The following is a 13,949-nucleotide window of genomic DNA, read 5'->3' as shown; positions in this document are numbered from 1 at the left end:
GGCGGGCTGTTATGCCAAACTCAACCCCCCCGCCCCGCGGCTCAACCCCCCCCCCCGCCCCGGGTCAGCGGGGGGTGGGGGGTCGGGGGTGGGGCCCCCCCCGCGAGACCACCCTCGCGGCCCATCAGGCGAAGCGTGGGGCGTAGCTGCACTCGACGCAGAGCTGGTTGCCCTCGCGGTCGAACACGGGTCCTGACCCTGCAGGGAGGCCGCGTGGGCAAGGATCTCTGCCCCTGGATGCAGCCCGCCGGACATGTGCCGCGCACCACGACCGGGAGATCGTGGTGGCTACCCGCTGGATCAGGAGGTCAGGGCGCATGCGGCAGCGGCACCGGCAGGTGACGGTACGGGGCGAGGAGCAGCAGGACCGCGGTCGGGGGCAGGACAGTCGGCCGACCGGTGTCCCGGTATCCGTACCGGGCGCCCCCATGACTCTTCTGGCCATGCAAAGGTCGGTGGGCAACACGGCCGTCGGGCAGATGATCCGGTCCGGGGCCTGCCGCGGGCCGGTCGTCCAGCGGATGCCCCAGGACGGTTCGGGCGCGGGGAGTTCGTCGGTGGGCAGGGCTCCGGGCGAGATCATGAAGGAGATCAAGAGCCAGATCAAGAAGGTCCCCGAGGGGGCCGACGAACCGCTCATGAAGGACTACGGCGGCCTGCGGCAGGGGCGGGCGCACGCCGAGATGGACATGCGGTTTCCGCGTTCCAAGGAGGGTCAGGAAGCCCAGCAGACGCTCACCGAGACCAGTGTCCTCCTCTTCGACAGCATGAAGGGTGCCCAGGAGCGGGCCAGGGTGCAGGACCCGGAGGTCGAGGAAGAGGGCGACGACCGCGAGGTCCAGGGCATGCTGATCAACGACCGCCTGGTCTTCGCGTCGAACTTCGACGCGTCAGTCGACACCCTCGTGCAGGTCGGCAGCGAGGAGGCGGGAGCTGCCCCGACCGTCGAGCAGCTGCTGGCGATCGAGCAGAGCGAGGAAAGCCGCTCCAAGGGCCTGCGCAATCACGAGCAGCGGAACATGGGTGAGAAGCTGGCGAGCTACCGGCGCAAGAACAAGGCGATCATCGACGGACAGCGCGGCACCCCCGGTGGCGAACAGGGCCGTGGCAACGATCCCGCGGCGCAGGCCCTGCGCGCCAAGCTGAGCCGGCCGGTCATCGTCCTGGATCTGCACAGCGAGAACCTGCGGGAGATGCTCACCGACACCGCCCACGAGGGCAGGGTGTTCCTGCTCCGCTTCGGCAGCGGGCCCGGCGGGGCGAAACAAGGGAGGCCGGACAGGTCTGTCCACGCCGAGCAGAAGCTCCTCCTGGCCCTGAGCGCCGCCGGTATCCGCCCGCAGCACGATGTGCGCGGCCCCCTGGCGATCAGCGGCAAGTACCGCCCCTGCATGGGCTGCGCCGCGGCGCTCATGTACTACAGGGAGCGGCTGGGATTCGGGCAGTTGAGCTTCAACCCCAACTACGGGCATTTTTTCCAGAGTTCCGTGAACAGCCTGTACGAGCACCACCGGCACATGATCGACGAGCACTACCTCGGGTTCATCCGGCACATGGTCGAGGAGGAGGTCACGAGCACCCCGGCGGGATGGAACGAGGGGGCGCCCGAGGGGGCCGAGGAACGACGGGGCGGTCCCACGCTCCGGGTGCCTGGAAAGTACGCGTCACGGCAGGCCGACAACACGCCCCCGAACAGTGACGCGGAGGACGGCCCGGAGGACATGCCGTACCGGCGGATCCCTGAGCGGCGGCTGGAGCGGTCCTGGGAGCAGGAGACGGCCCACATCGGCATCGGCACGGGCGCGGCACAGACCACCTGGCGCCGCACCGGCGAGACCCTGTCCCCGGAACAGGCCCGGGAACTCCACGACTTGTGGAACCTCGGCTCCGACGGTCGGACCCCGACCGAGGCCGACTGGCACCGGGCACTGGACCTCGCCGCGCACTACCACACGCAGCAGGGCATGACGTACGAGTACCTGGGCGGCGTGGTCGAGAGGCATCCGGAGAAGTTCGGCAGCAAGATCGCCAAGCACCTCAAGGAGGGCCCCCAGCGGCACGTGCCGACGAGGTCCAGCAAGATCGAGAGCCGGCCACGAAAGCGGGTGAAAGCGGCGGCAGAGGACAAGCAGTTCATCCAGGGCAAAAAGATCGACGATGACGGCAAGGCCGCACTCACGGCTGTCATCGAGCGGCTCCTGCCCCTGAACTCCTGGTGCCAGGACTGGAAGCAGCGCCATGACGCAGGGACCGGGCCCGACCTCAAACTCATCAAGATGCCCAACGAACTGCTCGTGAAAGCAACCGAGTTGCGGGAAAACCCCGGCTACGACGTGCCGAGCATGTCGCAGTTCCTGTACACCGGCGAGAACGGCGACAACCTTCGCAAGGCCATCAACCGCAAGGGCAAGAAGCTCCTGGACGCGCTACGGCGCACGACCGGCGACCCCGCGCCGGTCGACTACGACGGGGACACCGAGATGGCCGAGCTGTGACTCTCTGTCCGCTTGTCCACGAGAGAGCGTCTCTGTCCGCGCTGCGGATGCGGTGCGGATGCGGTGCGGGATGTCACTCGGGCGCGCCACCCCCTCGCCCGGCGGGTCCACGTCCTGGTGCTGCCAGCGCTGCCGGCGTTCGTCGAACGGCACCGCCCCGGCGTCGGCGCCGAGGAGACCGCGGCGCAGCTGGCGGCCTGCCCGCCCTGTGGGAGCAGTCGGGCCCGGGCGCCCGGGGTCGGGCGTGCGAGCGGCGCTGGCGGCCCTTCCCGCGGCCGAAAGGGGTGTGAGTCCGCCGACTACTTCCCTGTGGACCCTTCGGCGTCCAGGGCCTCCCGCCGTCACCCCTTGACTGCCACAATGGTGATCATGACGAACTCCGAACGGCGCCCGTTGTGGCGTCCCTTCTCCGAGTCCCCCGCCGACCCGGCCGCCGTCCAAGCGTCCCCCGCGGCCCGGCTCACCGCGGTCGAGCGGGCCCCCTTCCTCGAACCCGCAGAGGCACCGGCCCCAAGGGCTGTCCCCGACACCCACCGCCAGCTGGGACCCGGCGGCCTGGCCACCCCGGCCGCCGACAGCTGACCACCCGCCAGGAAGGCGCCGGCCGGGACAGCGAACTGTCCCGGCCGATGCCCTTGTCACGCCTTCGCTTGGGGTCACCAGTCCATACGAGGGCCGTGTAGCCGTCCCTCTACGCGTCGGCGGACAGCTCGTCCGGATCCCGGCGGCCAACGGACGGCGTCACGGACGCAGACCGGGCGGGCCCTTGCTGAGGCACCGCTCGCGGTTGCGGGCCCGGCGCTGCACCTCGTACCACCACTCCGGCAGGTCGTCGTTGGGGAACGCGGGAGCGCCCACCAGAGCCCGCGCGAGGGCCCGCCTCTTCCTGATGGAGAACCCGCGGCTCTGATCAGGCTGCTCGCCGGCCTCTGCGAAGGCCTTCTCGGCGAAGAGATCAAGGATCTTCCAGGCTGTCCGAAGAGGAGCGGCCTGAGCTGAAGCAGGGCAACACAGCTCTTCCCGGTAGCACCGACAACCTCGTCGGCCGTGATGGTCCTGCTGTAGCCGGCCGGGGTCTTGATGAAACAGACGATTTACCGGCCGCGGTCGTTGGCGGGACTTTCATGCTCCACCGAACACGAGGTGAGGTAATAAAAGATTACTTAATTGCTCCTCATGTTCACTTACCAGGAGAAGCTTTGTCCAGCGCTTTCATGGGCATACCACCTTCGACGGGGAATGGACCTGACGGTCCCGCAAGAAGGCGTGGGAGCATATGAAGAGAACGTTCCGCAAAATGTGCAGCACCACTGGTTTCGTGGGGGCCGCTCTGATGCTTTCCGTGACGACGCCGACCTCCGCGTACGCCGACACCGTGCGACGTTTCGACGGGTCCCACTGCAACGGTTGGATCTTTCCCGCCTGCCTCAGTACCCAGGGGAACGGGGGCGAGGTCCAGTTCGAGAACGGCAGCTACCTGGTCACTGCAGACGTGGAGTTGCTCTATACGCAGGACGCCACCTACGGCTACCTCGAACACTGGTCTCGCGAATACGGCGGTGGCCGGAGCGAAATCAGGCGCACCTCCTACGTATACCCGGGAGCGAACGACCCCTCCGGTGGGAAGTTCCGCCGGGTGGACGGAACTGTGGTCGGTACGGGATATTTCAGCCCCACCCACGGAAAGAGCGTCGTGGTCAGGTTCTGTGTCGGCGGTAATGCCGTCGGGGGACAGTGCGGCAGGGAGATCGAGATCTTCGAGAACCCCCAGTAGTCCGACAACGCGAAAACCGTGGGGAGTGGGTGCGCAGTTCGGGCTTGGGGATCGCGGCCGACTCCGCTGCCCGCTCCTCCTCGGGCTCCGCCGTGAAGAGCGGTCTCCTTCCGCTCCCGGCACTGGCGTCACCGCCACCATCGACGGCCGTGCCATCGCCGTCGGCGCCGCGTTGGAAGCGGCGGTCGCAATCCGAAGGTGGGGGGTTCCTGCGTTGCGGGACCGCGGGTGAGGAGCCTCGCACGCCTGGGCGTGCACGACGGGCTCCGGCACGGCGAGGCCCGGGCGGGCGCTGCGGACGATCCGGCCCTCGACCAGGGCCCCCCAGCCGTCCAGGCCGTCGACGTATTTCTCCACCCAGTCGCGGGCCAGGCCGGCGCCGTGGTGGAGAGTGCGGATGCCGTCGTGGCCGCTCCAGCGCAGCCACATCGACCCGCGCACCGGCGGGGAGTCGAGGGACGGACGGCCCAGGTCCCGGTCGGCGGGCGCGGGCGGCAGGGCGGGCCGGGTCGGCGCGGGTGGTGTCGGCGCGCGGTGCCCCCAAAAGGCGGCCGTCCTCGGCGACGACCAGGTCGTCGAAGCCGACACGGTAAGCGCCGGTGCGCTCGCTCGGGTGATGGAATCGGCAGGGCTGCGGAATGCGAGCCGAACCAAGGAAACGCCCTCGGACAGCTGACAAATCCCCACGACCGGCGCGCGGACCGGGCACTGTCGGACCATGCCTCGTTGGCCCGCCCTCGTCGCACTGCTGGCCCTGCTCCCGGGCTGCGCGCCCGGCGGGCACCCCGGCCCGGTGGCCCCCACCGTGCTGGTCCCGTCCGGTACCGCCGGTACGCCCACCCAACTGCGCGACGGCGACTGGCCGATGTACCACCGCGACGCGCTGCACACCGGCGTCGCCCCCGGCGTACCGCCGGCCGGGCCGCTGAGCCGGGCCTGGTCGGCCCGGCTGGACGGCGCGGTGTACGGCCAGCCGCTGGTGGTCGGCGACCGGGTGCTGGCGGCCACCCAGAACAACACCGTGTACGCCCTCGCCCTGGCGACCGGCGCGGTGCTGTGGAGCCGTCACCTGGGCGAGCCCGCCCGGTCCGCCGAGCTGCCGTGCGGCAACATCGACCCGCTCGGCATCACCGGCACGCCGGTGTACGACCCCGCCACCGGCCTGCTCCTCGCCGTCGCCGAACTCACCGGCGGCCGGCACCTGCTTGCCGGGCTGGACGCGGTGACCGGCGACCTGCGACTCCAGCGGGAGGCCGATCCGCCGCGCGGCGACCCGATCGCCCACCAACAGCGCTCGGCCCTCGCGCTGTGGCAGGGCCGGGTGGTGATCGCGTACGGCGGTCTGTTCGGCGACTGCGGCAACTACGTCGGCAGCGTGCTGTCGGTCCCCGTCACGGGGACCGGCCCGATCCTGTCCTACGCCGTGCCGACCACCCGCCAAGGCGGCAGCTGGGCCTCCGGCGGACCGGTGGTGGACGGGAAGCAGCTGTACGTCTCAGTGGGCAACGGCGCGGCCACCGGCGGGCCGTACGACGGCTCCGACTCGGTGCTCGCGCTCTCCCCGCGGCTGGAGCGCACCGACTTCTTCGCTCCCGCCGACTGGGCCGCCGACAACGCCGACGACCTCGACCTCGGCGCGCTCGCCCCGGTGCGAGTCGGCCGCTTCGTGCTCGCCGTCGGCAAGCGCGGCACGGCCTACACCTTGGACGCCGAGCACCTCGGCGGCATCGGCGGCCGGCTCGCCGAGGCCCCGCTCTGCCCGGCGTACGGGGGCGCGGCCGTGGCCGGCAGCACGGTGTACGTCCCGTGCGACACCGCGCTCGCCCAGCTCACCGTCGCCGGCGACGGCTCGCTGCACTCCGGCTGGCGGGTACCCCTGGGCGCCGCCGGCTCGCCGGTCATCGGCGGCGGCGCGGTCTGGGTCGCCGACTACGGGCTCGGGCGGCTCTACGCCCTCGATCCGGCCACCGGCCGGATCCTCCAGCAGACCGTCACCGACCCGCTCCCGCACTTCGCCTCCCCGGTGCTGACCGGCAGCCGGATCCTGCTCGGCACCACCACCGGCGTCACGGCCTTCGACGGAGCCTGACCGCACCCGCCGCCGGCCAGCGCCGGGCGGGCGCGGGGCGGCAACATCCACAAGCCAATAGAGCGAATGGGAACGATGGTTGGCCGAAGGCAGGCGGGTGCGATCGATGAGAGTGGGCCAGGCTGCCGCCGATTCCGCGGGCAGTCCACGCGTCCAGCGACCCAAGCGACCCAAACGACCCGGACGGCCAGGACGACGGCGGAGGGCGACCAGGATGACGGCCAGGGCGCAGCAGGGCGGGCAAGGCAGCGAGATCGCGCTGAAGGCCTGCGGACGGAGCGGCAGTGGCTGGTGACTGCCGATGGGCGCGCTGTCAGCACAAGTCGTGCGCCGGGCATTGACCATCCCCCACGTGGATGAGCGCCCAGATCCCCACGATGACGACCACAACTGACACCGCGAGGACCATGATGAGGATGAGCACGTCTTTAGCCGTCCACGATTGGCGCTTCGTCATGGCCCAACCTCTGCTCTCGACACCTGGCTTCGGCTGACAGCGTCCCACCGATGACCCGAGGAGGGAACGCCCCCGATCCCAAGCCGGGACGGCGTCGGCAGTGTCCTTGACCTCGTTGACGGCCTGTATCGAGGCCTGGCCGGCAGGTCACGGCGAGCCGGGCGACGAGCGCGACGGCGGCGACGCGGACGGCGACGTCACCGCTGTCCGCGGGTAGGAGCAGCCCGGCGGAAGCGCGTCCTCGCCCTTCGCCAGCCAGTAGGTGTCCGGCGTGGTCGGGCACGGCAGCGGACTCGGCCGGGTCATCGCACAGCCCGCGGCGGCCGACCGGCCGAGGCTGCGGTACTCCCACCAGTCGGTCGGGCACGGGACGGTCGAGCCCGTCGGAGCCGGCTCGTGCTGGATGCGTGTGCACCCGCTGGTCGGGTAGTTGGAGTTGTCACAGCTGTACTCGCCGGGCGGCGAGTGCAGAGCCAACACCGCAAGCCCGCCAATTAGCAGCACGATCGAGGCCAGTCCCGTCCAGACCTCCTGCGGGCCGAATCGTCGGCCGGAACCTCCCGCGTCCATCCCGCCCCCCGGTTCACCGGACTCCGCGCTCCCCCGGAAGGGATACCCGCCTCGCCCCCGCCGTACGCCGCTGACCGGCGCAGCCTTGTCCGGCCGATCATTGCCAAGAGTCGGCGCCAGGCCGGGGTGCTGTCCGACTATCGCGATGCCCAGCAGCTGAATCCAGTTGCATCAGGCCCCTGATTGGCGGCGATACTCCGAGACATGAGCAGAATTGCTGAGGTCATCGTGCTGGCCCAGGACGCGGACGAGGTGATGAAGCCGCTGACGCGGCCCGACCCTGGTCGTACCTGGGTGGGCTGCTTCTCCGAGATGCGCCCGGGCGGTGACTGGGGTTTCGGCTGGGGTGCGGAATTCGAGCACATGAGCTGGAGATCTGGGCTGTTGAAGCACTTGGAGTCCTTGCCGTGGCCTCGTCCGGAGACGGTACAGGTGCTGATCCACGACGAGGAGGACGATTGCTTCGGCCTGTGGATGATCCACGACGGCAGGCTGCTGGAGGTACCCCTTCCGCGCACCCGACGGGCCTGGTGGTCCGGGCCGCCGAAGGAGGGCTACGCGCCTGACCCCGGAATCCTGAGCCGGACGGACTGCGGGCCCGTCGATTGGCCGGAGGAGATCGAGGGCGGTGACCAGTCCCGGCCTCCGGCCTGGTGACGTGATCAGGTGCGGAGCCAGATGACGAGGGTCACTGCGGTGACGGTGCCGAGGAAGACGTAGCCGCGCTGGTCGTAGCGGGTTGCCACCGCCCGGTGGTTCTTGGGCTTGTTGACGGCCCGTTCGACGGTGTTGCGCTTCTTGTAGCGGTCCTCGTCGGTCGGCCCGCTGTCCCGGGGTGATGATCAGGGACAGCGGGCGGCAGCGCCCATCCGCGCTCAGGTGGATCTTGCTGGTGAAGCCGCCCCGCGAGCGGCCGAGTCCTTCGCCTCCTGCACCACCTCCGCCAGCTGGCCGACGAGGCTCTGCCACGGGGGTTCGACCTGGCGTTCTACCGCCTCGTCCCCCTTGGGCACGGGCAGCGAGCACTTGCGGGCACCGGCCGCGTGCTGGTGCGCGCGCACGCTCGTCGAATCGACCGCAACAAACATCCCGGTCGGTGTCACCCGTGGCATCCGCTGCGGCCTGGACCTGCTGCAACAAGCGCTAGCTGGTGATCATGTCGCCCAGGCTATCCGGGCATGTTACGACCCCAACTGGGCCATCCGCCCCGGGGCGAGGGCGGCGTTTTCGCCGGGTTCGTCTGCTTCGTCGAGCAGGAGCGCGGCGACTGCCCGCGGGTCCTCGCGCATCGGGTTGTGGGCGGTCGGCAGGTCGTGGACGGTCCATCCCGGGTCGGCGAGCAGCCGGGTGCGCTGGTCGGCGAACGGTGTGCGGTCCTCCCATCCCGAGCAGTAGACGAACTCGCGGCGGGGAACGTCGGCGTGGGCGCCCGTGAGGCGGACCGTCTGCAGGAAGGCGGCGAGTGGGTGGGGGCGGCGGCGCGGGTCGCCGTCCGGCCGCCACGGGGGTTGGACGGCGTAGCCGGTGGTGGCGGCGCCGGCGACGAACGACTGCCGGTAGCCCTCGTTCATGATGGACCAGCACGACTCGCCGTCGCGCGGCACGCAGGCGTCCAAGTACACCAGGCGGCAGATCCGGCCGTCGGCGCGGTCTGCGGCGGCGGTGATGACCATCCCGCCGTAGCTGTGGCCGACCAGCGTCACGTCGTCGAGCTGAGCGCGCTCCAGCAGGCTCAACACGTCGTCGGCGTGGGTGTCGAGGTTGGCGGCGGCGATCGTAGCGGGGTCGTCGTGGGGGCGCAGGCCGGTCAGGGTCAGGGTGTGGACGGTGTGGCCGGCCCGCTCCAGCAGCGGGACCACCGCCTCGAACGCCCAGGAGCCGTGCCAACCGCCGGGTACGAGAACGAACGTCGCCATGGGGCTTCCCCTCATTTGCTCGGCCGTGGCACCGGGGGCCACCGCTCATGACGGAAAGTCTCTTCGGCGCGCATCATGGCGTGCTACCGATAGGATGCCAACCGATGCCCGTTCACCGCCAAGCCCGCCCGGACGCCGGTGCCACGTCGCTGACATGGCCCTCCGGCGGGCGCCACCTGTGGCCCTCCGGCAGCAGCAGCGAGACGCGGACGCACGCGCGCGGGCACCTGGTTTACGCCGCCAGGGGCGTCCTGGTCCTGCACACCGAGAGCGGGACGTCGATCGTTCCGGCCAACCGGGTCGCGTGGACGCCGGCCGGGTTCACGCACCGCCACCGTGCCCACGGGGACACGGACATGCGGATCGTCTTCCTGCCGCCGTCCCTCGCCCGGCTGGTGCCGGGGCGTCCGGCGGTGTTCCGCGTCTCCGGCCTGGCGCGGGAGGTCCTGCTCGCCCTGACCGAGCCGCGCGGCAACGGCCACGACGGCGCAGGCGGCGGGGGCGGGGCGGTGCCCGGTTACAGCCGCGCCGCGCGTGAGCGTCTGTTGCGGGTGCTGGTCGAGGAGCTGCGCGAGGCCGACGAACAGCCCTTGCACCTGCCGCACCCGCGCGACGACCGGCTGCGGGCGATCGAGCGGATCTTGTCCCGGACGCCGGCCGACGCCACCACACTGGCCGGGCTCGGCCGGCAGGTCGGGGCCAGTGCCCGCACCCTGAGCCGACTGTTGCGCGACGAGCTCGGCATGACGTTCTACGAGTGGCGCACCCAGTTGCGAGTGCACCACGCGCTTGTGCTCCTGGCCGAGGGCCACGACACCACGCACACCGCCCACGCCTGCGGCTGGGCCAACCCCAGCGGCTTCATCGCGGCGTTCACCGACCTCGTCGGCACGACCCCGGGCCGCTACCGGGCCGGCGGATAAGAGGAGCTCACAGAACGGCGTGGTGCCCATGTCTGTTCATCCCCAGAACCAGCGCCTCAGCCAATCTGCAAACCTGCAGCTCACCGCTTCAGCGAAGTTGCACGTTTTTGAGACCGCCCCGCGCGAACGGTTCGCCGGTCGGACGGCAAGGCCCCGGCTGTGGGCGGGTGGTGGCTACGATGAGGCATGGAATCGAACATCACACGTGCTGCCACGACTTGGGCCAGACCTCGGGGGGTGGAAGTTCTGACTCTCCTGCTGGGTGCCGCAGCCGTCGGCTGGAGCGTGATCGCGCTGAGCGTGCACTCACCCGATCCGGCGTTCGACCCTGACGGCGCGACCGATGCCGCGCTGGCCCGGCTGGGCGCCGGCATGATGGCCGCCGTCGCGGCGGTGGCCGCCTCGCTCTGGTGGCGCCACCGGGTGGCCGGGCGCCGTCCGGGGCACGGCGCGGGTTGGGCACGGGCGGCGTTCGCCGTCTCCGTGGTCCACGTGGTGGCCGTACTACCGGTGATCGCATTCGCCCCGTGGGGCTGGAGTGCCCCGCTGATCGCGTTCACCTGCGCGGTGCTCACCTTCAGCGTTCGGGAGATCGCGGCACCGGCAACGGCTGACGGCCGTGCAGGCCAAGCGGCGCGCCTACCTGGCCGCGCTGCCGTCGTGGAACGGTGACGTGGAGGCCGCGCGGCAGGGCCTGAGCGAGGAGCAGCAGGCCGAGTCAGCCCGGCTGGCGGAGGCCGAGCGGCAGGCCTCCCACGCCGCGTGGGTCGACGAGCACTGGGCGACGCTGTCCGGCGAGGGCCGTGTCGCCGCCCGTTCCCAGAGAGGCCGCCGCCTACTTGGAGATCCCCCACCCCACCGACGCTCCAGGCGCACCAGGCGCACCAGGCGCACCCGAGCGCGACTGAGCCGCACGTTCACCGCCCAAACCGGCTCAGCCGGGCCCCGGGTAGGCGTTGGGCCTCCTGCGACGCCCGGACCCGGACGCCCCGGGAAGATGATTTTCGGCCGCATCGCCAAGTGACGTGACACGGCTGTGGAGGGCGGCGACTGGCCGTCCTCCGCAGCCGGGCGGGTGGGCGGGCGGGCGGCGGCGTCGGTGCCGAAGGGCCGGGATGCTGGGAGGTACTGGGGGATCACGGCGGCCAGCCCCTCGACGGCTTCCAGGAGGAGCGGGTCGGCGTGGGGCTGCTCCAGGAGGGCCCGGGCGAGGTGGAGGGCGCACGACGGCCGGGATGCGAACGTGGCGCAGCGCGGCGATGGCGCCTTCGCCGACGGACAGCCGATCGGCTCATGCCCGCTCTCCGGCCGAGCCCGCCCAGGGTCACACTCTGGGGCCCTTCGCCGGGTAGAGCTTCGCGTGGAGCACCCGCGCCTCCCACCACGGATCAACCGGAGCGCAGACCAGCGCGGCCACCAGCTCTCGCTTGGTCGGCGCGGGCAGCAGCAGCGGGTCCAACTCCATTGCAGAGCGGTCCTGTTCGCGCGGCGGGCACTCCAACCGGCCGGGTCCGGCCTTCTCCCGTAGCTCCAGCTTCGAGCCCTCCTTCCCGCCGATCGAGCCGCGGCACGTCCAACACGGAAGCAGCGAGGCGTTCGCCTCCGGCTTCCAGCAGTTCTTCGGCCTCCCGATCCAGTCGTTCCTTGCGTTCCTGGTGGCAGGGCCGGCAGTGGCCACCCGGGACGGCGGGTCCACTGGCCGCCGAGCCCGGTGGGTTCGGGGCAGCACGCCGGCGCGTCGTTGCCGTCGCGCAGGCACAGCCAGTACACGGCCAGGAGAGCTTCCCTTCATCGCTCGCCCACTTCACGTATCCACCGGCCGACCGCCGACGCCTTCGAGCGGGCACCGACGTCAGAGATTGCTCGGCGAGCGCGCCGCAAGTCGCACACGCGCCCGGAGCCGCCGACACGCCCCAGACGGGCCGGCGCCCGGGACATCAGCAACGTCCGCGCGCACTCCACCCGGCCGAACCCGAACCCGTCCACGCCGTGCCCGCCCAGCCCGGGCTACCCTGCCTGACTGCCCCGGCTCCGCTGGCAGCCCGGCTGCTGGTGAAGCCACGCCCGGGCGGCCGCCAGCACCCGGTCCCGATCACCGCCCACGGCCGCGGTGGGCTCGTTGACCACCTCTTCGTCAGGTGGGATCGGAGCGTTGTACGTGCGGCCGGCACGGTCGACGTCATCAACGGTGGTAAGGCCCATGGCCGCTCCGTCGGACAGGCGGACGACCATGTTCCCGGTGGGAACGCCGTAGGTCGGCTCACCGAAGAAACGGGTGTCGGCACGGCCACGGAAGGCGACCGCGACCGCCTCGCCGGAACTGCCGGTCCGGTGGCCGGTCAACACGGCCACGGGCGGGGCGCTGCGGGTGATCGGTTCGCTGTCCGTCCAGCCCACGGGCTCGCCGTCCGCGTAGGCGTTGCCGTGCTGGATGGACCACGTCGAGCGGTTGCCGTCGGCGTCCACGAAGCCCCCCGCCGGCCCGTCGCCCAGCACCGGCCCCAGGACCGCCAGCATCGGCCACATGTTGCCTCCGCGGTCGTCGCGCAGGTCCACGATCCAGCCGCAGGCGCCCGCGCCGTCGGCCGTCGCGACCGCCGCCCGGCCCTGTCGCACGTACGCGTCGTACGTCTGCTGTGTCCCCTGGACCTGCGGCAGCGAGACGTAGCCCAGGCCGTCCTCCAGAGCGCGACCCGTCAGGCCGTCGAACGAGAACGTGGTGGCTCCCAACCTCGCCCCGGACTGCTGCGGATCGAGGAAGAAGCTGTGGCCGTCGCCCAGGGAGTTCAGCGCCCAGGCGATGACCCCGTACGTGTCGGCCGCCGTCCGCGCTCCGTGCGCCTGCTCCATCGCCCGCCGTCGCAGTAGGGCCCAGTTCACCTCGTGGCGCATGACGGAGTGCTGCTCCATCAGGTCCAGCACCGTCGTCAGATAGGTCCGGGCTGCAGGCGACATGGCGTCGTCCTGGGCCTGCGACAGTCCGCTCGCGGACCCGGTCACCGGCAGCAGGACCCCCACAGCCGCCCCCAGGGCAGCCAGGCGCAGCAAGCGCTTCCATGTCATGCGATTCCCCCCGGCATCGCCCCACGGCGTCGCGGGGCGTGCACCACTGTAGGACCGGGCGGGCAGCCGGGCCCAGTGCTGGACAACCTCACCGTCCCGACAGACCGAACCCCACCCAGCCCCTTGCAGCGAAGCACGAACCGAACTCCCGGCCGAACAGCCGGGCAGCGTCACAGCCGCCCGCCAGGGCCCGCCAGCAAGCGCCGCAGGCCACCATCGCCCCACCCCCACCACCACCAGGAGAACAGGGGCGCGCAGAAGGGCTATCGGATTTTCCGGCCACCTCGGTCGCCCTCTGACCTGCAGAAATGCCGCCCGCGCCCCAGGCGGGGGTGCTGGCATCAGGAGCTACATCAGGAGTCACATCGGGAGCCACATCAGGCGGCCCGGGAACGGCCGTTCTCGGACCGCGCGGGGCCCGGGCCGCACTCCCGGGGCCGGACAGCGCGTCAGGGCACGGTGCCCGCCGCCAGGGGCCGTCAGTGGGCATCGGTCGGGCACGAGCACTGCCGGGATCCGGTCGAGCATCGACACCCGGGCCAGCGGGAGCCGAGGGCCGTGTCCGGCCTTCGCCGGGCGCTCACCATCACCACGGCCCGGCAGGGGTGCAGACCCCTGCCGGCCGGACCGTCACCCACCACCGCCCCTCCACCTACCAGCAA

12 protein-coding genes and 1 pseudogene are annotated in these 13,949 nt (G+C 71.3%); 7 read left to right on the top strand and 6 right to left on the bottom strand.

Features of this window, described 5'->3' with window-relative positions; translation table 11 throughout:
- The first annotated feature begins 638 nt into the window (after window positions 1-638).
- From ACZ6Z8_RS12375 to ACZ6Z8_RS12360, 4 genes are all read left to right on the top strand, one after another.
- A complete protein-coding gene (locus ACZ6Z8_RS12375) occupies window positions 639-2,495 on the top strand; it encodes a hypothetical protein (protein ID WP_465608823.1) in 1,857 nt (618 codons plus the stop codon).
- 369 nt (window positions 2,496-2,864) lie between these two features.
- Window positions 2,865-3,077, top strand: a complete 213-nt coding sequence (locus ACZ6Z8_RS12370; protein ID WP_465608821.1) for a hypothetical protein — start codon at window positions 2,865-2,867, stop codon at window positions 3,075-3,077.
- A 694-nt stretch (window positions 3,078-3,771) separates the two neighbouring features.
- Window positions 3,772-4,269 carry a hypothetical protein gene (locus ACZ6Z8_RS12365; protein WP_465608820.1) on the top strand — a complete coding sequence of 166 codons (498 nt, stop codon included), beginning with the start codon at window positions 3,772-3,774 and terminating at the stop codon, window positions 4,267-4,269.
- A gap of 718 nt (window positions 4,270-4,987) precedes the next feature.
- Window positions 4,988-6,358 carry an outer membrane protein assembly factor BamB family protein gene (locus ACZ6Z8_RS12360; RefSeq protein ID WP_465608818.1) on the top strand — a complete coding sequence of 457 codons (1,371 nt, stop codon included), beginning with the start codon at window positions 4,988-4,990 and terminating at the stop codon, window positions 6,356-6,358.
- Window positions 6,359-6,671: 313 nt separating this feature from the next.
- On the opposite strand, the gene ACZ6Z8_RS12355 is transcribed toward ACZ6Z8_RS12360, so the two are convergent.
- A complete protein-coding gene (locus tag ACZ6Z8_RS12355) occupies window positions 6,672-6,815 on the bottom strand; it encodes a hypothetical protein (RefSeq protein WP_465608816.1) in 144 nt (47 codons plus the stop codon).
- Window positions 6,816-6,962: 147 nt separating this feature from the next.
- Window positions 6,963-7,385 carry a hypothetical protein gene (locus ACZ6Z8_RS12350; protein ID WP_465608814.1) on the bottom strand — a complete coding sequence of 141 codons (423 nt, stop codon included), beginning with the start codon at window positions 7,383-7,385 and terminating at the stop codon, window positions 6,963-6,965.
- Window positions 7,386-7,613: 228 nt separating this feature from the next.
- Here ACZ6Z8_RS12350 and ACZ6Z8_RS12345 point away from each other — a divergent pair, with 228 nt between their 5' ends.
- A complete protein-coding gene (locus tag ACZ6Z8_RS12345) occupies window positions 7,614-8,042 on the top strand; it encodes a hypothetical protein (protein ID WP_465608812.1) in 429 nt (142 codons plus the stop codon).
- 159 nt (window positions 8,043-8,201) lie between these two features.
- Here the strand turns inward: ACZ6Z8_RS12345 and ACZ6Z8_RS12340 are convergent.
- Window positions 8,202-8,470, bottom strand: a pseudogene (locus ACZ6Z8_RS12340) (hypothetical protein); the annotation flags it as partial.
- 96 nt (window positions 8,471-8,566) lie between these two features.
- Window positions 8,567-9,301, bottom strand: a complete 735-nt coding sequence (locus tag ACZ6Z8_RS12335) for an alpha/beta fold hydrolase (protein ID WP_465608810.1) — start codon at window positions 9,299-9,301, stop codon at window positions 8,567-8,569.
- A gap of 104 nt (window positions 9,302-9,405) precedes the next feature.
- Between ACZ6Z8_RS12335 and ACZ6Z8_RS12330 the strand changes: the two genes are divergently transcribed.
- Together ACZ6Z8_RS12330 and ACZ6Z8_RS12325 are read left to right on the top strand one after the other, a co-directional pair.
- The gene (locus ACZ6Z8_RS12330; RefSeq protein WP_465608809.1) at window positions 9,406-10,224 is read left to right on the top strand and encodes an AraC family transcriptional regulator; all 819 of its coding nucleotides are present in this window, start codon (window positions 9,406-9,408) and stop codon (window positions 10,222-10,224) included.
- 186 nt (window positions 10,225-10,410) lie between these two features.
- Window positions 10,411-10,896 (top strand): hypothetical protein, encoded by a 486-nt coding sequence (locus ACZ6Z8_RS12325; RefSeq protein ID WP_465608807.1) that lies wholly within the window; start codon window positions 10,411-10,413, stop codon window positions 10,894-10,896.
- Between the two features lie 652 nt (window positions 10,897-11,548).
- Here ACZ6Z8_RS12325 and ACZ6Z8_RS12320 read toward each other — a convergent pair.
- Entirely contained in the window at window positions 11,549-11,689 is a 141-nt protein-coding gene (locus ACZ6Z8_RS12320) for a hypothetical protein (protein WP_465608805.1), read from the bottom strand.
- A 542-nt stretch (window positions 11,690-12,231) separates the two neighbouring features.
- Window positions 12,232-13,179: a S41 family peptidase gene (locus tag ACZ6Z8_RS12315; RefSeq protein WP_465608803.1), complete on the bottom strand. Its 948-nt coding sequence runs from the start codon at window positions 13,177-13,179 to the stop codon at window positions 12,232-12,234.
- Window positions 13,180-13,949 lie beyond the last annotated feature (770 nt).

The organism is Kitasatospora sp. NPDC101108 (assembly GCF_055584725.1).
Note: the sequence above shows the minus strand (reverse complement) of the source record. Positions and strands in the feature narration are given on the sequence as shown.